This is a genomic window from Roseobacter litoralis Och 149 (genome assembly GCF_000154785.2).
Lineage (GTDB): Bacteria > Pseudomonadota > Alphaproteobacteria > Rhodobacterales > Rhodobacteraceae > Roseobacter > Roseobacter litoralis.
Genome location: NC_015730.1, coordinates 117,976 through 138,548, shown reverse-complemented (window position 1 = coordinate 138,548; position 20,573 = coordinate 117,976). Strand labels below are relative to the sequence as shown.

The following is a 20,573-nucleotide window of genomic DNA, read 5'->3' as shown; positions in this document are numbered from 1 at the left end:
TATCAGTCACCTCAACTCATATTGGTCACATATATCAGGAGAGCAAGTAAACAGCCGGGTATGATATAAACGCCCCAGATCAGCTTGCGCTTCAATGTGCTTTCATACGTGGACAATTCGGCTTTTACAAAGCTTTCCCGTCGTCCGGGGCCTTGATTTTCATCCCACTGCGCTTCCAATTTTTCGCGCCGGGCGGCACGCGCGTAAAACCACAGGCAGATAAAGACAATCGTCAGAGCAACGAGTGCCATTCCCATCAAACGCGCAAATACCACAGATCTGGTCCTTTTCCCTATTCTATCTTTGATATAGGACCGGTTTTGCCTCTTGCAGCCCGAGGGACCGCAATAGTTGCGTCTTTTTACGGCTCAGAACGAAAAGACGCCCGGCGGACCGGGCGTCAGTTGGCAAATCGCATTGATCTCAGCCGACGACGTTAAAGCCGGGACCGTAAGGATAGCCTGTGATGTTTTCATTGCCGTCTTCGGTGATGACGAGAATATCATGCTCACGATATCCGCCCGCGCCCGGTTGACCATTTGCGATGGTCAGCATCGGCTCCATCGAGATGACCATGCCCGGCTCCAGAACCGTGTCGATGTCTTCGCGCAGTTCCAATCCGGCTTCACGGCCGTAATAGTGGCTCAGCACGCCAAAGGAGTGACCATAGCCAAAGGTCCGGTATTGCAACAGATCCCGCTCTTCAAAGAAATCGTTGATCTTGTGGGTGATCTCGGCACAGGACGCGCCGGGCTTGAGCAGGCTCATGCCGTATTCATGCGCGGCGACGTTTGCTTCCCAAATGCCCAAGCTGGCTTTGTCGACTTCCTGAACGAACAGCGTGCGTTCCAGCGCGGTGTAATAGCCCGAAATCATCGGGAAGGTGTTCAGGCTGAGGATGTCGCCCCGTTCCAGAACACGGGATGTCACCGGGTTATGCGCACCATCGGTGTTCAGACCCGACTGGAACCACACCCATGTGTCGCGATATTCCGCATCCGGAAAGCGTTTGGCGATCTCCTGCTCCATTGCATCGCGGCCAGCCATGGCGACGTCGATCTCGCGCACACCGGCCTTGATCGCATCACGAATGGCATAGCCGCCCACATCCGCGACCTGCGCACCATGGCGGATGAGCGCGATTTCGGCTTCGGATTTATGCATGCGCTGCTGCATGGTGGTGTCATAGACATCCACCATGGACATCGGGGAAAGGAAATCCTCCATCTTGTCCCGCTGGATCAGGGTCAGGTGATCGCCCTCATATCCGACAACCTTGTTCTTGCCCGTCACCGACGCAACGGCGCGCCAGAAATTGTCGCGCTGCCAATCGGTGTAGGTGATGTTATCCGCAAAACTGCGCCGCCATGGCTGGCCTGCGTCAATGCCTGCACTGATGGTCACGCATTCGGATTCCGATACGACCAGACCATAGGGGCGGCCAAAGGAGCAATACAGAAACCCGGAGTAATAGGCGATGTTGTGCATTGAGGTGAAAACAGCGGCTTGTGCGCCAACGGCCTGCATGCGCTCACGCAACTCGGACAGGCGCGCTTCGTATTCTGCAGCGGCAAAAGGCAGCGGCGATTTCTCACCGTTGTGATAGCGATACATATCGGGACGTGCGGTTTTGGATTGAGTGGTCATAGACGCATCTCCTTTGACTGAACTGTCCCGGCGTTCAGGACAATCAAGGCGAAGGTTCTCGGGCGACGCCATCGCCCACAGCCTGCAAGCGTCTTGGCCGAAACACGCGCACCGATCAAGCCTTTTTACGTTGTCAGATAACGGACAAGGTCACTTTGCGGATCACACAGCGCGTCGATCACATCGAAATGGTGTTTTGACGGCACGATCACCTGTGGCACCGACCACGCCCCAGCAAGGGCGGCGGCTTGTTGCAGAAAGACCGGGCGTTCCTGTGCCCCGACCCAGATGCACACCGGCGTGTCCGGGGGCGGTTGCAAGACGGGGCTTTCGGCTGCGGCAATGGCGAGGTCCATTTTGAAATCCGCATTCATCGAGGTTTCAAGCAAAGGGCGCAGGTCCGCCACCGGGGAAATCGGCGCGACCTTTTGAATGCGCGCTGCCACATCCGGCTCAAGCATGCCCGGTGCCAGCATACGCGCCACCAGATGCCCGCCCGCTGAATGACCGCTCAGGGTCATCGGGCCATCGAGCCGCGCCGCAAGCGACGTGATCGCTGTCGCGACCTGTCGGGTGATTTGCGCGATCGTCACATCGGGGCACAGATCATATTCGACCATCGCCACATTCCAATTGCGCGCCAATGCGCCTTTGGCAAAATGCGACCATGTGGAGCGTCCGAATTTCAGCCAATAGCCCCCATGCACGAAAACCATCGTTCCATGGGCCGGACCCTCTGCATGAAACAGATCATAGGCCTGCCGCGCGCTCGGCCCGTAGGACACACCAAGGTCTGCGCGCGCACCCATCGCCTCGCGAAAGGCGGCGGCCGCCTCGGACCAGCGCGGCGGATACTGCGCCGCCTGCGGGATATGGGCGGCATTGGCATAGGCATCATCCAGTTTCATCCACGCCTCCTGTTTTGTGGAACTGGACAATCATTGTCAGACTTGAAATGCAGACAACAGCCATTTTCGGGAGAACGACAAATGAAAGACATGCCTGCAACCAACCTCAAATCACTGCTGAAGGACCCCAGCCTGCTGGAAACGCGCGCCTATGTGGATGGCGCATGGATTGATGGGGATAACGGCACCTTTGACGTCACGAACCCCGCACGCGGCGACGTCATCGCGCAGGTCGCGGATCTGAGCCGCGCGCAAGTGGCCAAAGCCATCGCGCGCGCTGAGGTGGCGCAGAAGGACTGGGCGGCCCAAACCGGGAAAGAGCGCGCAGGCGTCATGCGCCAGTGGTTTGATCTGATGATGGCGCATGCGGACGATCTTGCGACCATCCTGACCGCGGAACAGGGCAAGCCTCACGCCGAGGCCAAGGGCGAGATCGCCTATGGGGCGAGCTTTATCGAGTTTATGGGGGAACAGGCAAAACGCGTTTACGGAGAGACCATTCCGGGGCACCAGCGCGACAAACGTATCATCGTGCTCAAGCAACCCATCGGCGTTGCCGCCTCGATTACCCCGTGGAATTTCCCCAACGCGATGATCACCCGCAAGGCGGCCCCTGCCCTTGCGGTCGGGTGTGCCTTTGTGGCCCGCCCGGCGGCTGAGACGCCGTTGTCCGCCATCGCAATGGGTGTTCTGGCAGAGCGTGCAGGCATCCCTGCAGGTGTCTTCAACGTTGTACCATCGTCGTCGTCTTCGGAGATCGGCAAGGAGTTCTGCGAAAACCCCGGCGTGCGCAAGCTGACGTTCACTGGCTCAACCGAAGTCGGTCGCATTCTTTTGAAACAGGCCGCCAATCAGGTCATGAAGTGCTCTATGGAACTGGGTGGGAATGCCCCGTTCATCGTGTTTGACGACGCGGATCTTGATGCCGCCGTTGAGGGCGCGATGATGTGCAAGTTCCGCAACAACGGTCAGACCTGTGTCTGTGCGAACCGAATTTACGTTCAGGCCGGGGTCTATGACGCCTTTGCCGAAAAGCTGAAAACCGCCGTCGAAGGGTTGCGCGTCGGCGATGGTCTTGAGGACGGCGTGACAACCGGCCCGCTGATCAACACAGAAGCCGTCGAAAAAGTGCAGGACCATATGAACGACGTGGTTTCAAACGGTGGTGCTGTGCTGACGGGCGGCAAACCGCACGATCTGGGTGGCTCGTTCTTTGAGCCGACGATTGTGACCGGTGTGACCCAAGACATGAAAGTCGCGCAGGAAGAGACATTCGGCCCCCTCGCCCCTCTGTTCAAATTCGAGGATGAGGATGATGTGATCGCAATGGCCAATGATACGATCTTTGGTCTTGCGTCGTATTTTTATGCCAAGGACCTCAGCCGCGTTTACAAAGTGTCAGAGGCGCTGGAATACGGCATCGTGGGCGTGAACACGGGTATCATCTCAACCGAACTCGGCCCCTTCGGCGGTGTGAAACAATCCGGGCTGGGCCGGGAGGGATCACACCACGGCATCGAAGACTTCCTTGAGATGAAATACATCTGCATGAGTGTGTGATTTACCCATTAACAACAGGGGCGTTCATGAGAAACTGAATGCCCCTGTTTGCACAAAAGCCAAGTACCCGCCCGACGTTGATCATCCGTGCATGAGTATTTCCGCTCGTCCAACACAGTGATGTTTGGCCTTACGCCCGTCGCCTGCGTGGGCGTCGATCAGTGGTCATAACGCTTCAGGTGGGCAAATACATGCACATGCTGCCGCCGCGCGATTATTTAATAAACAGAAGAAAAAGGGCGACATTCCAATAAGTTGCTAAGCAATTACCACCCGCCAAGGCGCTAAGCGCGTCTCAGCGGGCACGGCGTGATGGAACAAAACAGTCTCCGAGTGGTTAACACCTTGAACCACGAACGGAGGAAGCTCTCCAATGGAATATGGCATTCTCGGACTTTTGATTTTGGTCGCGGACGTTTACGCGATCATCAATATCGTATCGAGCCGCGCATCGCTCGCAGCAAAAGCGCTGTGGACGCTTCTCGTCCTCGTCCTGCCGATTGTCGGCTTCCTCGTCTGGTTCTTCGCGGGGCCACGTGGGACCACCGCAACCACTTAGAACCCACGACTGCTCAGCGACTGAAAAACCCGCCCCACACCGTGTGCGGGCGAATAAACACATCCATGGAAAGGTTATCAACATGAATTGGGATCAAATCGAAGGAAAATGGAAAGAGATGTCCGGCTCAGTCAAGGCCCAATGGGGTGAACTGACGGATGACGAGATAGCCGAAGTCAACGGTGACCGCGACGCGCTGGAAGGCAAAATCCAAGCGAAGTACGGAAAGACCAAAGAAGAAGTAAAAGCTGAAGTGGACAAGTTTCTCAGCAGCCACTGACGGTGTCGACGGGGCGGCGGTGAAATGCTGCCCCAGTCTGTTCAGAATGCAACAGAATAAGCCGACAAAGCGCAAAACGAGCAGGACGCGATTGTGTATTGCTCGTTCCTCAGCGCGAAAAAACGATCAAGGAAAGGAAATGTCAGATGACAATCAATTCACTCGAAGACGTCTACCATGACCAATTGCAAGACCTTTGGAGCGCGAACAAACAGGCTTTGAGCGTGCTGACCGAACTTGGTCAAGCCGCATCGGACACCGATCTGTCCAAAGCGCTGATCGCGGGGTCCAACGGGATCAACGAGGGGATGGAGAAGGTCGCAGAGATTTGCAGCAAGCACAACATCGACCCCAACGGTGAGCATTGCAAGGGCATGGAAGGCCTTGTTGCCGAAGCCAAAGCACACGTCCTGAATGCGGACTTTGGGGACGATGCGTCACGCGACGCGATGATTATCACGCAATATCAGCGCATGGTGCACTACGCGCTTGCTGGCTACGGCTGCCTGACAGCCTTTGCCAACCGCCTCGGTCATGATGAAGATGGCGCTATCCTTCAAGACTGTCTGAACAAGACATATGACGGTGACCGGACGATGACGAGCATCGCAACAGGTGGCGTGAACGCCAGCGCGGCTTGATTATTCTAACGGTACGAAACGCGTAACGAGTACACAGCGGCGGTGAACGTTATCATCGCCGCTGTTTTTTTGTGCTGCGTCAGGGGTCGCATCGGTTTTCTGGGCCTGAACTACGGGTGTTGGGACAGGTCCAAGAGGCCACGTCGAGGATGCACCCAATAATGGTCTCGTGCGATCGCGCCCAAGGTCGTGCGGCGGAGTTCGGACGCAGCGCAAGTTTGATGCAGAACGAACTGTCAATCCTTCCCTTTTCATATTGGTCGAACATTGTCTTGGAACCTTTAACCGCTCTGGGCCGTTCACAAGGTGTAGCAAAAACCGAGGTTTAAAGTGGCAAAGATCAAAGAAGGGGACGAGGTGCAGTGGGCGTGGGGCAGCGGCACTGCGACAGGTAAAGTGCAATCGATTTTTGCAGAAAAGACCACGCGTAAGATCAAAGGAACCGAGGTTACCCGCAATGGTTCGCAAGATGATCCCGCGTTATACATCAAGCAGAAAGATGGCGACGCGGTTCTGAAGTTATCATCCGAAGTCGACAAATTGTGAGCAGACAACTGGTATATGTGTCGGACGCAGATCCGGGCATTTCTCGGCGTCGCCTTGGGCGGGGTTTTTCGTATATTGCTCCTGATGGCACGACCATCGCACGCGGCGCTGAACGCAAACGTATCGATGCCTTGGCGATCCCACCCGCATATGAAGACGTTTGGATTTGCGCTCAACACAACGGCCATCTGCAAGCAACCGGGCGGGATGTGCGCAAGCGCAAGCAATACCGCTATCACGTGAAATGGTCTGCCGCGCAGTCTGATACGAAGTTCGGTAAACTCGCAGCCTTTGGTGAGGCCCTGCCCACTATCCGAGCCCGCGTTGATCGTGATCTCACGGCTGATCCCGGTGACATGGAATTCGTCCTGGCAGCCGCCACGACCCTGATTGACCGCTCAGCCCTTCGGGTGGGGCATCCGGAATATGCGCAGCAAAACGGAAGCTACGGAGCGCTGACACTGCGCAGGCGTCACCTGTCGCTGAACGATGACAACATCGAGCTTAACTTCAAAGCAAAGGGTGGACAAAAGGTCAGGAAAGTTATGACGAACCGGAAGCTGCAACGGTTGCTGCATCTGGCGCATGACTTGCCCGGCGCGACCTTGCTCACTTGGGTTGATGACGCGGGTAAGCCGCATACCCTGTCCTCCCACCAGCTGAATGCATACCTCAAGGAAGCCGGGGGCGGCGCGGAAATTACCGCAAAGACCTTTCGCACATGGGCTGGCACGCTGGCCGCATTCCTGCGCGCTGAAAAGGGCGATGCAACGATCAAAGACATGGCCACCGCCGCGTCAGAACGTTTGCACAATACGCCGACGGTAGCGCGCAACAGCTACATTCACCCGGCGGTCATTGATTTGGCCGGGCAACCCGCAAAATCGTTTGATCCCATAAAGCGCAACGGTCTGTTCGCCGCAGAACAGCGGCTTTTGGGCCTTCTTGCTACGCAATAGCACCCCCGATTTCGATTCACCATTGTCTGTTCGACACCTGTTCTAAGGATGCGCCTCTTGGCCAATACCAAAACAAAAAACTTGACTGAGGGCCCTATTTGGAAAGCCCTGACCATTATGTCCGCCCCCATGGCCCTTGGCATCTTCTCAGTCATCGCTGTCGGTCTAGCTGACGCGTATTTCTTGGGTCAGGTCAGTGGTGCGGCCCTTGCTGCGGTGGGGTTCATTTACCCTGTAATCACCGCGCTGACATCTCTTTCCATCGGATTGAGCGCAGGTGCCAACGCAGCCCTATCGCAGAAAGTCGGCGCGGGTTCGAACAAAGAAGACGTACAGCGTTTGGCGCTGCACGCCACTGGGTTAGGCTGCGTGCTCTCTGTGGTTCTGGCCACAGCCGTCTGGCTTGCCTTCCCTGTGGCATTCGGGGCTTTGGGCGCAAAAGAAGATGTTGCCAAAGAAGTCGCAGAATACATGCCGCTCTGGTCGCTGTCGCTGCCGTTCCTTGTGGTTATGATGGTCACGAATTCTGTGTTTCGCGCCCACGGAGACGGCGCCACGTCTGCTGCCATCATGATCGTGGCGGCCTTTTTCGGTATCGCCCAGAACCCGATATTTATCTTTGGATGGGGCCCAATCCCCGAAATGGGAACAGCCGGTGCGGCGATGTCAACTTTGATTGGGAGGGTTGTTGCAGTTGGGATAGCACTATGGATCGCGTGGCAGCGCGGCCTCTTAGGTGTCTGCGGGAACGTTCTGACTGGCGTTTTCGTCAGTGCGCGCACCATTCTGAAGGTCGGATTGCCCGCGGCGATGTCTAACGCGATCAATCCGGCGGGTATGGCGCTCGTCACTGCGGCCGTCGCCACGGTCGGGGATGACGCAGTTGCCGGTTTCGGCGCAGCGGGGCGCGTACAATCAATTTTGTTGGTCCCACTTATGGCCTTGTCAGCGGGGATCGGACCGGTTGTGGGGCAGAACTGGGGAGCCAAAGAAACAGAGCGGGCACAATCCGCGACGGTATGGGCCTTTGGGTTCAGTCTCGCCTATGGGGCGGCAATCGCACTTGTTTTGGCGCCGTTCGCAACCCCTATTGCGGGGCTTCTGGCCGCAAGCGAAAGCGATCAGGAATACGCGGCAAGCTATCTGCGCATCGTAGGCTTTACATTGTTTGGGTATGGAATGGTTGTGATCGTGAATGCCGCGATGAACGCCAGAGACAAAGCGGTGTGGTCCATGTCCCTCAGCCTTGGCCGTATATTCGCAGTCTATCTTCCGCTTGCGTGGATCGGCGTGGTGGTGTTCGGCTATATGGGGATCGTCGTCGCTGCTGCTTTGGCAAACCTCTTTGGTGCTGCTGCAGCCGTATTCGCAGCCCGAAGAACCAGTCTTTTGTCATTTGATAAGATATCATCGGCCATTCCGGCACAAAGACCGGGTTGAACGATGATTGCGGTTCTTATCGCCCAACCTTTAAGTGCCATTTGTTCGACGGACAGTGGAGTGAAAACCTGCGTTGTAAGGGCTGGAACACTCTGCTCGGTTTGGCCCTCTGAAATACGACGCAATCGACAGCGCAGAAAACCGCGCAAGGCAGCTCAGACGACAGTATCGTGAAAGACAACCCGTTACTGCATCCAGATAGCGGGCATCGCGGAAAAACTGATCGCGAGCCAGCTGCTGTGCCCATCATCGAGGTACAGTTTGCGTGGAGGGATTGGAGCCGAACCCGGAACGCTTAAGGTGATCCCGAAATTCAGCCTTTCCCGAAATTCATAAGTTTGTTTGGAACAACAACAACTGCTCAGCGGTTGTAAACAGACATACAAACGCTTGGAGGCTCAGAATGACGCAGATATCCACCACCAATCCTGCGACGGACAAGACGATCAAAACCTACGAGCTTATGTCCTCCAACGAGGCATTCGATAAACTCGAAAACTGTCACAATGCCTTTCTGGACTGGCGGACCAAAAGCCATCCAGACCGCGCAACCTATCTGCGCGATATCGCATCAGCGTTGCGGGACAACACCGAGGCTCTGGCTGCTCTGATGACTGAAGAGACGGGGAAACTGCTTCGGGACGGCAAGACGGAGGTGGAACTCTGCGCGCAGATTTTCGAGTATACCGCTGAGCATGGCCCCGCCACCTTGGCTGACGAAGACCGCACCCATAGCGGCGGCGACAAAAACGGGATCGTGGCTCATTGCCCGATTGGCGTCATTTACAGTATCCAGCCGTGGAATTTTCCGATCTATCAGCCGGTGCGCGTTCTCGCCGCGAACCTGATGGCTGGCAACGGCGTCATCCTGAAGCATGCGTCCGTCTGCACGGGGAGCGGGCTGAAGCTGCGTGACCTTTGCCTCGATGCGGGGTTGCCGGAAGGATTGTTTGATGTCGTGATCGTTGATCATGACACGTCTGACGCCATGATAGAGCACAAGCTGGTGCGGGGCGTCACAATGACGGGCAGCGACGCAGGTGGGCGGCATATCGGCCAGCTCGCCACCAAGAAGCTGAAGAAATCAGTGCTGGAGCTGGGCTCAAACGACGCCTACCTGGTGCTTGAAGATGCCGATATTGAACTTGCCGTCAAAACCTGTGTGCAGGGTCGGCTGTACAATAACGGTCAAACTTGTGTGTCGGCGAAACGCTTTGTTGTGACCGAGCCCGTCTACGACGCATTTGTCAGCGCCTTTGTTGAGCAGATGGAGGCGATACGTATGGGCGATCCCATGGATCAGGACACAGAGCTTGGCCCATTATCAAGCGCGGAGCAGTTCGAGACGGTCAGCGAACAGGTCGCGCAGAGTGTCAAAGGCGGCTCTGAAATTCTGTGCGGCGGGACGGCACCGGATCGCACAGGCCAATACTACCCCGCGACCGTGCTGGCGAATTGCCAGCCGGGGACGCCCGCCTATGACGACGAGATATTCGGACCGGTTGCCGCTGTGATCAAAGCTCGCGACGACGCCGATGCCATGCGCATTGCCAATGACAGCCGGTACGGGCTGGGCGGTGGCATCTTTAGCAAAGACGAGGACAAAGCCCTCAGACTGGCGCGCGACCATTTTGATACCGGCATGGTCCGCATCAATTCGTTCGGCGCCGCAGATCCGAACATGCCGTTCGGCGGTGTGAAAGATTCAGGTTTCGGCCGCGAACACGGCGGCTTTGGCATGAAAGAATTCGTCAACACCAAGGCCATCTACCTGCCCTGAGGCACCACCTCACGGCGGAGAGGCCGCAATTGACCTGAAATCAGAAAGCGCATCCGATGATCAAAATACATTGCCTTGCCTACTCCAGGGCGTTCCGGCTTATTTGGCTTATGGAGGATATGGGGCAGCCCTATGATCTGGTCCAATATGATCGAACAGACCAGTTTCACGCACCGGACGCTTTGAAAAAGGTGCATCCTCTGGGCAAATCACCAGTCCTTGAAGACGGCGATTTGATGCTGGCAGAGTCCGCGACCTGCTTGCGGTATCTTGTGGATAAATTCGGCGACAAAACACACCGCCCTCAGGGTGCACCCGACGATATCCGACACGAAGAGCTTCTCGATTACGTCGAGGGCTCCTTTGCCGGCGTCTGCATGGATGTCATGATCCCCATCCTCAAAGGCGATGAGCCGTCGGATGCCGCGCGCGGCAAGCTGCGCAAGCACCTGAATTACATCGATCAACACCTGCCTCGAACCGGTCTGTTATTTGGCGAGACAGCCTGCCTCGCGGATATCCAGTTTTCCTACCTTCTGGCGAATCTGGACGGGAATGGGTTTCTCGATAGCCACCCACGCATCAAGATGTACTGGGGTGATCTGCAAGAACAGCCCGGCTTCAAAGCGGCAACAAACATTGCGGGCCCAATGGCACCCGATCCCTGAACCCATCCAATCCGACCATGTCACTCACATTTGAAAGGAAGCTTCATGCTACCAACACCCCGCACGTTTTCTCATATTGGACTATCCGTCCCGGACCTTGACGCAGCCGTTAAGTTTTATTCCGAGGTTCTGGGATTTTACACGATTATGCCCCCGACGGACGTGACAGAAGACGACAGTGATATCGGCATAATGTGCACCGATGTCTTTGGCGCAGGCTGGGGCCATTTGCGCATTGCGCATCTGGCTACGGCAGATCGGATCGGGTTCGAGTTGTTCGAATTCGACGGGAACGAAGCGCCGCAGGACAATTTGTCGTTTCGCAAACACGGCATGTTCCACTTTGCCATTCAGGATCCGGACCTTGAGGGTTTACTGGCCAAAATCGTTGCCGCCGGCGGCAAGCAACGAATGCCGGTGCGTGAGTACTTTCCCGATAAGAAGCCTTACCGCATGGTCTATGTTGAAGATCCGTTCGGCATCGTGTTCGAAATCTATAGCCACAGCTATGAGTTGACCTATTCAGCGGGCGCTTATTCCCCGACCGAATAACACTCTATTCACCCAACAAGAGGAGCTTCCGTCATGAAGGCAGCCATTATTCGTGATTACAACACCGAGATCGAAATCGCCGACATTGCGGCACCTGAGTTGCATGACGATTCCGTTCTGGTTGCCGTTCATGCGGCAAGCGTAAACCCTATTGATTACATCCTTCAGTCAGGCGCGATGAAGGACAACATCCCGCTGGAATTCCCGCATGTCATGGGGTTCGATGTGTCTGGTGAGATCATCGCGTTGGGCAAAGACGTCTCTGGCTTCAAGGTAGGCGATGCGGTCTTCGCACGCGCTAACCAGCAAGATGCAGGCGCCATCGCGCAGATCGCACGTGTTAAGGCAGATGAACTGGCCCTGAAGCCCGTCAATATAAGCCATGCGGAGGCTGCGTCGGTGCCGCTGGCGGGTTTGACAGCGTGGCAGGCGTTGATCAGCAAAGGGAGATTGAAGAAAGGCGACAAGGTTCTCATCCATGCCGGGTCGGGCGGTGTCGGCACCCTGGCCATTCAGATTGCCAAACACTTCGGTGCGGACGTCGCGACGACGTGCAGCCCACGCAACGCGGATTTGGTTCGCAAACTGGGCGCAGATACTGTCATCAACTACAGAGATCAGTCCTTTGAGGACGAGCTGTCAGACTACGACATCGTATTGGATATGATGGGCGGCGAAATCCTGAACCGCTCGTTTCAAGTTTTGAAAAAGGGCGGTGCGCTTATCTCGATCAAGGGACAGGACACAGACAACCTCGCGCAAGAGCATGATGTACGCTTCGAATGGTTTTTTATGGAACCGGACGGTGCGATGCTGGCCGACCTTGGCAAGCTTGTCGAAGACGGGATCGTCAAGCCCGTCATCGACAAAACCTATCCAATGGAGGCTACGGTCGATGCCTACGCGTACCTGAAAGACGGTCATGCGGTCGGGAAAGTCGTGATTTCAATTCCCCCAATAGAGCACTGGTAAGTGATTGCGGTACGCGGATCAGAAACGGCCCGCGTACCGCATCTGAGTTATTTCTTAGCCCGCAAAGAGCCTTGAGCCCTGCGGTCAAAAATCCGCACGCAGCCCTGCCCGAAACTAACGCGCGGTTATCAGGTTCTGTGCGTGACAAATGGTTCTGGAGCGTGGAACCAACTTCCTCGCAAATCGTTGTCCATGGTAACAATCAGGGATGGCAGATAGTATGCGGAACGACACGTTTGATACGATTGTAATAGGAGCGGGCTCGGCAGGCTTAGCGTTTGCGCGGACAGCTGCCGATCTTGGCGCACGGGTTTTTTTGATTGAACGTGATGCACTCGGTGGCACTTGTGTAAACCGGGGTTGCGTCCCCAAAAAGATACTATGGGCCGCAGGACGGACCGCGCGGTCCATCGCGCAAGCTGCCGATCAGGGGATCGCAGAGTCAAGTTCAATCAACTTCCCGGCGCTAATCAGGAAACGCGACGCCCATATCGCCGATATTCGCGCCTCTTTCGCGGACCAGCTTACGGAAAAAGGCGTTACTGTCAGACGCGGCGAAGCAACAGTGTGCAACGCCAATACTGTTGTGGTTGGAGATAAAACCTATCACGCGCAGCATCTTGTTTTGGCGACCGGGGGACGTCCAACCCGGATGGAAATTGAAGGCGCGGAGCATCTGCAGAACAGCGATGATGTGCTGTCATGGAAGGCGCGTCCAGAACGCCTCGCAATCATTGGGGGAGGTTACATCGGGTGCGAGTTTGCCGCAATTTTCAGAGCTCTTGGTTCTGAGGTGACGCTGATCCACAACGGACCAAACATTCTTGATACGTTTCCGAAGGACCTCGCCCTACATGCGCAGTCCGGACTGCGCGAAACTGGCATTTCGATTCAAACGAATGACAGCGTAACAGCCATCAAAAGGGACGACACGCTAAAATACTTTTGCAAATCTGGCAGAATGGGTACTGCCGATGTCGTTGTCGCGGCGTCCGGGCGCTCCCCGAACATCGACCAGCTAGGCGAGTTTGTGAAAGCTCTGAAAACTGCAGAAAGTGGTGCTCTGGCAATATCTAACCAATTTCAAACCAGCTGCGCTGGCGTTTATGCTATTGGTGATGTGGCTGACAGGTTGCCTTTGACCCCTGTTGCCACGGCGGATGGTACGACGTTGGCGCATATGTTGCACGGCCAGGGTGCCACTGTTGCGAACTTGGATCTGGTGGCGACGACAGCCTTCGTTTACCCGCCAGCCGCTTTCGTTGGCAGCACGAACAACGCTAAAGGGAAGAGCGGCACCGTTACACCGCTCGCGCAGAACGTGCTGAGCCAGTCCTCACATGATCCCGATTTCTATCAACTTATCTTTGACGGGAAAAACAAAACGTTAACAGGTGCTTCGATCGCGGCAGAGGGGGCAGAAGACCTCATCGCAATGGCCAGTGCGCTTATCGCGGCCAAGGCTTCGGCGAACGCGTTCACTGACGCGACACCGGTCCATCCTTCATTTGCGGAAGAGTTTTTCTCAAATACACAAACGCAAGAATAGTCTCACGGATGTAATGCAAGCAGGCCGTCATTGCCGACGGCTGCTAAACACGCGGCGCACGGTTTTTGGAGCGAAAACAGGGTTGAGTGTCAGGCGCTGTAATTAGCTGCCAAATCGGGCCGTACGGGCCAGCAACATAAGAACTGGGGGCCTTGTGCAAGACATGGATCGCACGAAGGTCTGCACAGCTATCGGCATACCGGCGCATTCCCTGATCTGAAAACAAACCGGCAACGACCAAGGCAAAAGCATCGATGAACTGGGGTAGCACAGGCGAAAGCAGCCGGTAGAGAACAGCGCGCTGCTCCGGGCAGGAAATGACGCTGGTGATGTCATCATTCGTTCGCCAAGCAGCAAGGACCGGAAACTTTCCCATGACCGTGTGAAAAAAAGGAAGGCTTACTCGCTCGCCCTGCGGTACGTGGATCTTGGTTCACAGCGATTAGCCAAAGCCAGTAAATCCCTATTCAGCGCAGACCCGAACTTGTTAAGCTTTTGCTGACTCTAACTCGCCGTTCAAGCAAAAGACCCGGGGCAAGCCGCCCCAGGTCCTCATGTCTGCGATCAGCTTGGCTTAGCTGCCGTTATAAGTCGGCATTTCTTCCAGCTGTTCTTTCGTGGCATCTACGTAGACGCGCAGTTCACCGCCGTCACGCGCACGCGTGATGGTTAGGCTGTCCATATTCGTCGCCACCGATTTCTCGCCAAGGCCAAGGAAACCGCCGACGTCCAGTACCGCTTGTTGCAGCTCACCCTTCTCGTCGACGATCAGCTCGGACACTTCGCCGATCCACTCGTCGTTGGTATCGTACAGCGGTGCACCGACCAGCATCTCAGTGGTCAGCTCGCTCGCGTCGAAGTGCTCAAAACCATCGCGGGAAATCTCTGGCGCGGTCAAGTTCTTGGCCGTGCGCTCCACATCGTCTGCCGCTTCGTTTGCAGACTGTTCAATATACGCGGCAGTCGCCAGCGCGGACTCCTTGGCGTCAGCTGCTGTTTCCTCAGCTGATTGGCTGACGTCCTTGGCGGTTTCAGTCACGGACTGTTTGACAGACCCTGCGGTTTGCGTGGCCGTCGCTTTGGCTTCGTTCCACTTGGCCGAAGTCCATGCGCCGATCTGGTCGAAATCAAACGGCTCTGCTTCTTCCAACATCTCCTGACTTGCGGAGAAGGCAAGGAAGTAGCTGCCAGCGTCGTCTTCGTCAGCGATAAACTTCAACTCGTCGAAGTTCACGGCAACAGTCTTTTCGCCGATGCCGAGGAACCCACCAATATCGAGCAGAATGGATTTTGTCTTCCCGTCGCGGGACATGATGACGTCGCTGACCTCACCAATGTCATCCCAGTCGCTGTCGATTTCAGCCATAGGTTCGGTTTCGATGTCTGCGGTGCTGGTGTACACGCGCATGCCAATCAGGTCAGATGCGAGCAGATCGGCAGACGATGCGCTGCCTTCTTCGTAGTTCATAAACACGCTGTCCGACTTCGCGTCATAGGCCGCGACAGGCATCGCAGTGGCGAGAACAAGGGCTGTTGTTGTCATGAGGTTTTTCATGGTTTTATTCCTCCGTGGTTTGCATTTCCGGCTCAGGGCCGATTACTGTACCAACACGAGGCAAGCCGACATTGTTCCAAACTTTTTTCCGCGATGGTTTTCGCAGAGGTCGCCGCGGGAACATATCAACTTCTTGGCGCATTGTCCTTTTAAGATAGACAGGTGAAGGGTGTTGAGCATTCGGCACGCTGCGGAAAACGAAATGAAAGAAGAATGAAATACAATAGCTTAACTGCTTGCTTGGCACTGGTACTGTCAGTTTTCCTTGCATGCGGGGCAGGTCAGGGCGTTGTTATGGCTCAGACGACCGAGCCCTCTGCCGAAGATACCCCTGTCGCCCCCGAACAACAGGTAGAAATCGAGCCCGTTGCCCCCGACACGGCCATCAAACGCCGCATCGAAAGCATCCTTACTGCGACCGGCTGGTACACGAACCTGTCCGCCGCAGTGGATGAAGGGGTCGTGTTCCTTGATGGCTCCGCAGGGTCGGGCGCGCATCGGACATGGGCCCGCGATCTGGCGCAGAAAACATCAGGCGTCGTGGCTGTAGTTAACCGTATCACCGTCGACGACGGGCCGGTGTGGTCGCTTACGCCCGCTCTCACCGAGCTTGAGCGACTGGCTGAGAAGTCGGTCACCGTTTTACCTTTGCTATTGCTCGCCGTCCTGGTGCTGCCGCTGGCATGGTACGTCGCGAGCTTCGTGTCAAAACTGGCCCGCTGGTTACTGCAAGACCGCATTCAATCACCCTTCCTGCGTCAGGTCGTGTCACGTGCCATCGCCTTTCCGGTGTTTCTTTTGGGCCTCTACATCGTATTGCAGGTTGCAGGCCTCACCCAATTGGCTCTGTCGCTGGTGGGCGGTGCCGGGGTTATCGGCATCGTGATCGGTTTTGCTTTCCGCGACATCGCCGAGAATTTCCTCTCCAGTCTCATCCTCAGTGTCCGTCGTCCGTTCCAACGCGGTGATTTCATAAGCGTCGCCGGCCTCAGCGGCACAGTAAAAAGCATGACGACACGCAGTACGCTGCTGACGTCTGTTGAGGGCAATGAGATCCACATCCCCAATTCCACCGTTTTCAAGAACGTTATCGAAAACTTCACGTCCTCGCCCAATCGCCGGGGCGAATTTGTCGTGGGCATTGGATATGATGCGGGGATTGCCGATGCGCAAAGCATCATCCTCGATGCCCTCAACGCCCATGACGCCGTCTTGGCGGAGCCTGAACCGATGGTCCTTGTTGATGTGCTAGGCGCGTCGACTGTGAATATCCGTACCTACTACTGGTTCAATGGGCATATGATATCGCCGATCAAACTGAAATCGGCGCTGCTGCGCGCCGTCAAATCCGCCCTGACTGTTGAGGGGATTTCGATGCCCGACGAAGCACGCGAGGTCATCTTTCCCCAAGGCGTGCGCGTGCTGGAGGGGCGCAGTGAAGACGCCTTGCCCCAGACCACTGCCCAGCCGGACCGACCCGTCGCAGAACCGACCTCAAGCGAAGGCGAAGGTGATCTGCTTAGCGATGAACTCCCGGTTGACACAGACGCGCAGGAAGCGGCTCCAGCGGATTTGCTGGATAACCGTTGAACATCCGATGCAGTCGGTGGTGTACTCAGACCGGCCCATACGTCGTTTTCCGCCATCACGCCCAGCCCAACAGTGGCATGGAACTTGCACGCGCCTCCGTAAAAAAGGTGTTGCACTGCGCCAGATCAGGGCATCCCAAATGATGGCCACACGAAAGGGTGGCATCCCTGGGGTCAGGCAACGGGTCGCACCAGATCATAGGGTGATTAGTCTGTGCGCGCAGCGGGTTGGCCAGATGTTGCGTCGACAGGCTTGTTCACCTCATCAGATAGCAGCGATACAACAGCTTGCGTGAGCTCTTCCTGACTGAAAGGTTTGTTCAAATACACCCATCCCCACGTGGACGCTTGGTCGTTCGCATCAAATGCAATGACCCGCCGGTTGACGAGCCATTCGGCATCTTCGGGTGAGACAGAAAAAGTACCGTCGACATTTGCAGAAACAAGGACCAACTGCGGATCATGCTCTTGATTGCTCGCGGACCGCGCCTCAGCGACATTCGTGAATACGGAGCAAACAGCCGACGGCAACACAGCATTGAGCGTCAAAACCATGTCCTGAGACACGAACAGATTCCGTTCAACGACGTAAATATGAAGCTGATCCGTCATGACGATACCCTTTTCTGTGCGCCGCTGACTATCGCGCGCCTGAAAAGGCCCTGCATTAAACTATGACATAGCAAGTGGACTAAATCTGCCAAAATTCGGTTGACCTTGCGGCACCTACGAAGGCTGCATCAGCACTTACAACGGCGGAATGCTGCGGCTTACCAAGCGGTCTGGATATCGGGTGCGGTTTGGCTGATGACATCCCGCGTCATGGAACCAATCCCATTATGTTTAAGCACGGATAGATCCGGCCTGCGCGCCGCCTTGGACAACAGCCCTTGATCGCAGTCTCGGTTCCCGGAACCCACACTCAATCGCGAGAGGGATAGCTTCCGCCTTCTGTAACACACGCGGCCAAGGGCGCGTCACCGTAAGAAATAATTACACTCCCAACAGATGGACTTTTGACAACCGAAGGATGGAACAGGCGCCGTAGCTTGCGCGTTGTCGACAAAAGGGGTCTGGCCAGATCAGCCGGCTCAATTCTTGATTTTGTGGAAGACGCAGAGCGGTATGGTACAGAATTCTGAACGCAGCAGTTTGACGGAGACGGTTGAGACAATCGTAGAGGCAAGCCAGCAAGGGGATGAAACCACGGTTTCTGAAATCTCCGACGCTGTTGGGCGCACGTCTCACCTCACGGCCATCCTGTTTGCCGCCTCTCTTTCAGCTACTCCGCTCAGCGGCGTCCCTGGGTTGTCCACCGTTTGTGGCCTCATCATAGCCACTTGTGCGGCACAGGCCCTCTTGGGTCGTAAAAAAATCTGGCTGCCCGGTTTCTTGCGGCGCAAGAAAGTTCCCAATAAGCGACTGGGGGATGCGCTGGCGTGGTTGAGCAAAGGCGCCGCCTACCTTGATGGCGCGACACAAACACGGTTCCGACCGCTGGTTCGTGGCGCTGCCCGAAAGATGCTTTTAAGCCTGTTTTTAGTTGGCGGCCTCATGATGCCCTTACTTGAGTTCATCCCCTTTTCGGCCTCAATCGTTGCGGGGACAATCGCGTTTTTTAGCGCGGCCCTGCTGACGCGAGATGGGCTGTGGGTGGCATGGGGGATGGGCCTGATCGGACTTGCAGCGACGGGAGCCGTCTGGGCATTCTGACCTTTTAGCGGCTCTTGGAGCCGAATGCGCACGTATCCCGTGTTTTCTGATCGGGCAAACCGTCATGCATTGGCCTGTGACCAAGCATCCCAAGGGTGGACGTGGCGAGGATCAAAGGTTCCGATGTCTGTCGCGAGCGTGCGGTGGTATATTTATTGTTGCGGGTGCAAAAAAGGCGGCCCTTGCAAGCCGCCTTTCAAACGCACCACACCGGCATTAGATCGCTTGGTCAAGCTCTTCGCCAGCGTTCTGGATGTCTTGGCCAACGCCCTTGGTGGTTTCGCAGGCTGCCAGCGCCGAGACTGCGATAACGAGTGCTACAATTCTAAACATGATGTGTTCCTTCTGAGTGTTTGATACCCATGGAACGCTCGATCGTCAGGTTTGTTCCGTTTGGCGCCGTTTTTTTGGGTATTGCGTCAGGCGGCGGATCTTTTTCCCGGCTGTCCGGCCGTGATCTATCGGGTGCTCGCGGCCCATCACTGTGTCGGAGCCGGGGTTTGCGCATTGGCTGCTGCGTTCAGTTCAGCAGCCAACAGGGCGGTGTAGCCATGCGCAGGCCGTGTCTTGCTTTCCGTGCACTCAGGTTAAGCAGCCTCATCCTGTGCGCCTTGCTCGCGCACCGGGATCGGCTCATTGAACGTGAGCGTGCGATAGGGAAACGGGATTTCGATACCGGCATCATCAAGCGCGCGTTTTACGGCTGCGACCACTTGGTCGCGTGACGTTCTGATGTCGAGCGGTTGCGAGCCTGTCCACCATGTCACCTCGAAATTGATCGAAGAAGCCGCAAACTCTTGTGCGAAAACCTGAACATCCTTGACGTCATTTCGAACCGAATCCACCTCGCGCACGGCGGCCTCAATCACAGAGCGGGCGTCGTCGACGTTTTCGCCGTAGGCCACGCCGCAAATGATGGTGGTGCGCCGCAGGTCGCGGTTGGTACGCACAGTAACCGGGTTTTGAAAGAGAAGATGGTTGGGCACAACAACAAGCTGACCATCGGTCTGGCGCACGTGCGTGTCGCGGATGGTGATCTCTTCGATCTGGCCTTCGATGTCGTCACATTCAACATGGTCCCCGATCGCAAATGGTTCGCGCAGCAGAATGAGAATGCCGGCGAGAAAGTTCTCGAAGGTGTCTTTGAAGGCGAAACCAATGGCGACAGACCCCAGTCCCAATGTGGTCAGAGCCTTACCGGGCGTTATGGAAGGAAAAACGATTGCAAGCGCGATGAGCGTTCCCATCAACCACAATCCGGTGCCCGCCAGCATGGACAGAACGTCCGTCAAGTTCTTGCGCATGCGCGTCTTGCTGCCCAGCTTGCGGATGAACGCGCGGGCGAGCGTGACCGCACCCCACGTCAGGAATATCAAGAACAAGGCGGCACCAAGTTTCGGCAGAGATCCGACCAAACCATCCCAATAGGTGATCAGACTTTCCTGCACTGTGGTGAGCATTTCTTCCCAAGACATATTGTATCCTTTTGCTTCTGTTGGAACGCATGGCGGTCGGAATTGTTCCGCTCAACCGAGTTAGAGCGTCATTCAGCATCCTAAGTGAGGGCAACGGAATCGTAGATGTTGAGCAACCCAACAGACGGCATCGCCAGACCACAGGCGATCCCGATGGCTCCAGTGCCGCAGATGGCGGCC

General features: G+C 56.1%; 21 protein-coding genes. 14 read left to right on the top strand and 7 right to left on the bottom strand.

Translation table 11 applies throughout. From position 1 onward, the window contains the following. Positions 1 to 11: 11 nt before the first annotated feature. The 3 genes from RLO149_RS00670 to RLO149_RS00660 all read right to left on the bottom strand — a co-directional run bounded on the left by RLO149_RS00670 (position 12) and on the right by RLO149_RS00660 (position 2,555). Positions 12 to 275, bottom strand: coding sequence for a hypothetical protein (locus tag RLO149_RS00670; RefSeq protein WP_013960117.1), 264 nt, complete (start codon positions 273 to 275; stop codon positions 12 to 14). 148 nt (positions 276 to 423) lie between these two features. Then, a complete protein-coding gene (locus tag RLO149_RS00665; RefSeq protein ID WP_013960116.1) occupies positions 424 to 1,647 on the bottom strand; it encodes a M24 family metallopeptidase in 1,224 nt (407 codons plus the stop codon). 125 nt (positions 1,648 to 1,772) lie between these two features. Continuing rightward, positions 1,773 to 2,555, bottom strand: a complete 783-nt coding sequence (locus RLO149_RS00660) for an alpha/beta hydrolase (protein ID WP_013960115.1) — start codon at positions 2,553 to 2,555, stop codon at positions 1,773 to 1,775. 81 nt (positions 2,556 to 2,636) lie between these two features. Here RLO149_RS00660 and RLO149_RS00655 point away from each other — a divergent pair, with 81 nt between their 5' ends. From RLO149_RS00655 to RLO149_RS00600, 12 genes are all read left to right on the top strand, one after another. Continuing rightward, positions 2,637 to 4,115, top strand: a complete 1,479-nt coding sequence (locus RLO149_RS00655; protein ID WP_013960114.1) for an NAD-dependent succinate-semialdehyde dehydrogenase — start codon at positions 2,637 to 2,639, stop codon at positions 4,113 to 4,115. 373 nt (positions 4,116 to 4,488) lie between these two features. Further along, positions 4,489 to 4,674, top strand: a complete 186-nt coding sequence (locus RLO149_RS00650) for a PLD nuclease N-terminal domain-containing protein (RefSeq protein WP_013960113.1) — start codon at positions 4,489 to 4,491, stop codon at positions 4,672 to 4,674. A gap of 82 nt (positions 4,675 to 4,756) precedes the next feature. Continuing rightward, positions 4,757 to 4,954: a CsbD family protein gene (locus RLO149_RS00645; protein ID WP_013960112.1), complete on the top strand. Its 198-nt coding sequence runs from the start codon at positions 4,757 to 4,759 to the stop codon at positions 4,952 to 4,954. A gap of 146 nt (positions 4,955 to 5,100) precedes the next feature. Next, positions 5,101 to 5,595: a ferritin-like domain-containing protein gene (locus tag RLO149_RS00640; RefSeq protein WP_013960111.1), complete on the top strand. Its 495-nt coding sequence runs from the start codon at positions 5,101 to 5,103 to the stop codon at positions 5,593 to 5,595. A gap of 330 nt (positions 5,596 to 5,925) precedes the next feature. Next, positions 5,926 to 6,141 (top strand): hypervirulence associated TUDOR domain-containing protein, encoded by a 216-nt coding sequence (locus tag RLO149_RS00635; protein WP_013960109.1) that lies wholly within the window; start codon positions 5,926 to 5,928, stop codon positions 6,139 to 6,141. Next, on the top strand, positions 6,138 to 7,100 hold the full coding sequence (locus RLO149_RS00630) for a DNA topoisomerase IB (RefSeq protein ID WP_013960108.1): 963 nt from the start codon (positions 6,138 to 6,140) through the stop codon (positions 7,098 to 7,100). Before RLO149_RS00635 ends, RLO149_RS00630 begins: the two co-directional genes overlap by 4 nt. 117 nt (positions 7,101 to 7,217) lie before the next feature. Further along, positions 7,218 to 8,540, top strand: a complete 1,323-nt coding sequence (locus RLO149_RS00625; protein ID WP_245538100.1) for an MATE family efflux transporter — start codon at positions 7,218 to 7,220, stop codon at positions 8,538 to 8,540. A 403-nt stretch (positions 8,541 to 8,943) separates the two neighbouring features. After that, complete coding sequence (locus RLO149_RS00620; RefSeq protein ID WP_013960106.1) at positions 8,944 to 10,320, top strand: NAD-dependent succinate-semialdehyde dehydrogenase; 1,377 nt, start codon at positions 8,944 to 8,946, stop codon at positions 10,318 to 10,320. 56 nt (positions 10,321 to 10,376) lie between these two features. Beyond that, entirely contained in the window at positions 10,377 to 10,988 is a 612-nt protein-coding gene (locus RLO149_RS00615; protein WP_044025151.1) for a glutathione S-transferase family protein, read from the top strand. 45 nt (positions 10,989 to 11,033) lie between these two features. Next, positions 11,034 to 11,540 carry a lactoylglutathione lyase family protein gene (locus tag RLO149_RS00610; protein ID WP_013960104.1) on the top strand — a complete coding sequence of 169 codons (507 nt, stop codon included), beginning with the start codon at positions 11,034 to 11,036 and terminating at the stop codon, positions 11,538 to 11,540. Between the two features lie 33 nt (positions 11,541 to 11,573). Continuing rightward, a complete protein-coding gene (locus RLO149_RS00605) occupies positions 11,574 to 12,512 on the top strand; it encodes an NADP-dependent oxidoreductase (protein ID WP_013960103.1) in 939 nt (312 codons plus the stop codon). A gap of 208 nt (positions 12,513 to 12,720) precedes the next feature. After that, positions 12,721 to 14,061, top strand: a complete 1,341-nt coding sequence (locus RLO149_RS00600) for an FAD-dependent oxidoreductase (protein WP_044025150.1) — start codon at positions 12,721 to 12,723, stop codon at positions 14,059 to 14,061. 574 nt (positions 14,062 to 14,635) lie between these two features. Here RLO149_RS00600 and RLO149_RS00590 read toward each other — a convergent pair. Further along, on the bottom strand, positions 14,636 to 15,616 hold the full coding sequence (locus tag RLO149_RS00590) for a PRC-barrel domain-containing protein (protein ID WP_013960100.1): 981 nt from the start codon (positions 15,614 to 15,616) through the stop codon (positions 14,636 to 14,638). Between the two features lie 294 nt (positions 15,617 to 15,910). Between RLO149_RS00590 and RLO149_RS00585 the strand changes: the two genes are divergently transcribed. Then, the gene (locus tag RLO149_RS00585; RefSeq protein ID WP_013960099.1) at positions 15,911 to 17,206 is read left to right on the top strand and encodes a mechanosensitive ion channel family protein; all 1,296 of its coding nucleotides are present in this window, start codon (positions 15,911 to 15,913) and stop codon (positions 17,204 to 17,206) included. 206 nt (positions 17,207 to 17,412) lie between these two features. On the opposite strand, the gene RLO149_RS00580 is transcribed toward RLO149_RS00585, so the two are convergent. Beyond that, a complete protein-coding gene (locus tag RLO149_RS00580; RefSeq protein ID WP_013960097.1) occupies positions 17,413 to 17,817 on the bottom strand; it encodes a hypothetical protein in 405 nt (134 codons plus the stop codon). Positions 17,818 to 18,330: 513 nt separating this feature from the next. On the opposite strand from RLO149_RS00580, the gene RLO149_RS00575 reads away from it, so the two are divergent. After that, the gene (locus tag RLO149_RS00575; protein ID WP_013960096.1) at positions 18,331 to 18,918 is read left to right on the top strand and encodes an exopolysaccharide biosynthesis protein; all 588 of its coding nucleotides are present in this window, start codon (positions 18,331 to 18,333) and stop codon (positions 18,916 to 18,918) included. Between the two features lie 216 nt (positions 18,919 to 19,134). On the opposite strand, the gene RLO149_RS23020 is transcribed toward RLO149_RS00575, so the two are convergent. Together RLO149_RS23020 and RLO149_RS00570 are read right to left on the bottom strand one after the other, a co-directional pair. Continuing rightward, positions 19,135 to 19,251, bottom strand: a complete 117-nt coding sequence (locus tag RLO149_RS23020) for an entericidin A/B family lipoprotein (RefSeq protein WP_083825431.1) — start codon at positions 19,249 to 19,251, stop codon at positions 19,135 to 19,137. Between the two features lie 254 nt (positions 19,252 to 19,505). Beyond that, positions 19,506 to 20,393, bottom strand: a complete 888-nt coding sequence (locus RLO149_RS00570) for a mechanosensitive ion channel family protein (RefSeq protein ID WP_013960094.1) — start codon at positions 20,391 to 20,393, stop codon at positions 19,506 to 19,508. Between the last annotated feature and the right edge of the window lie 180 nt (positions 20,394 to 20,573).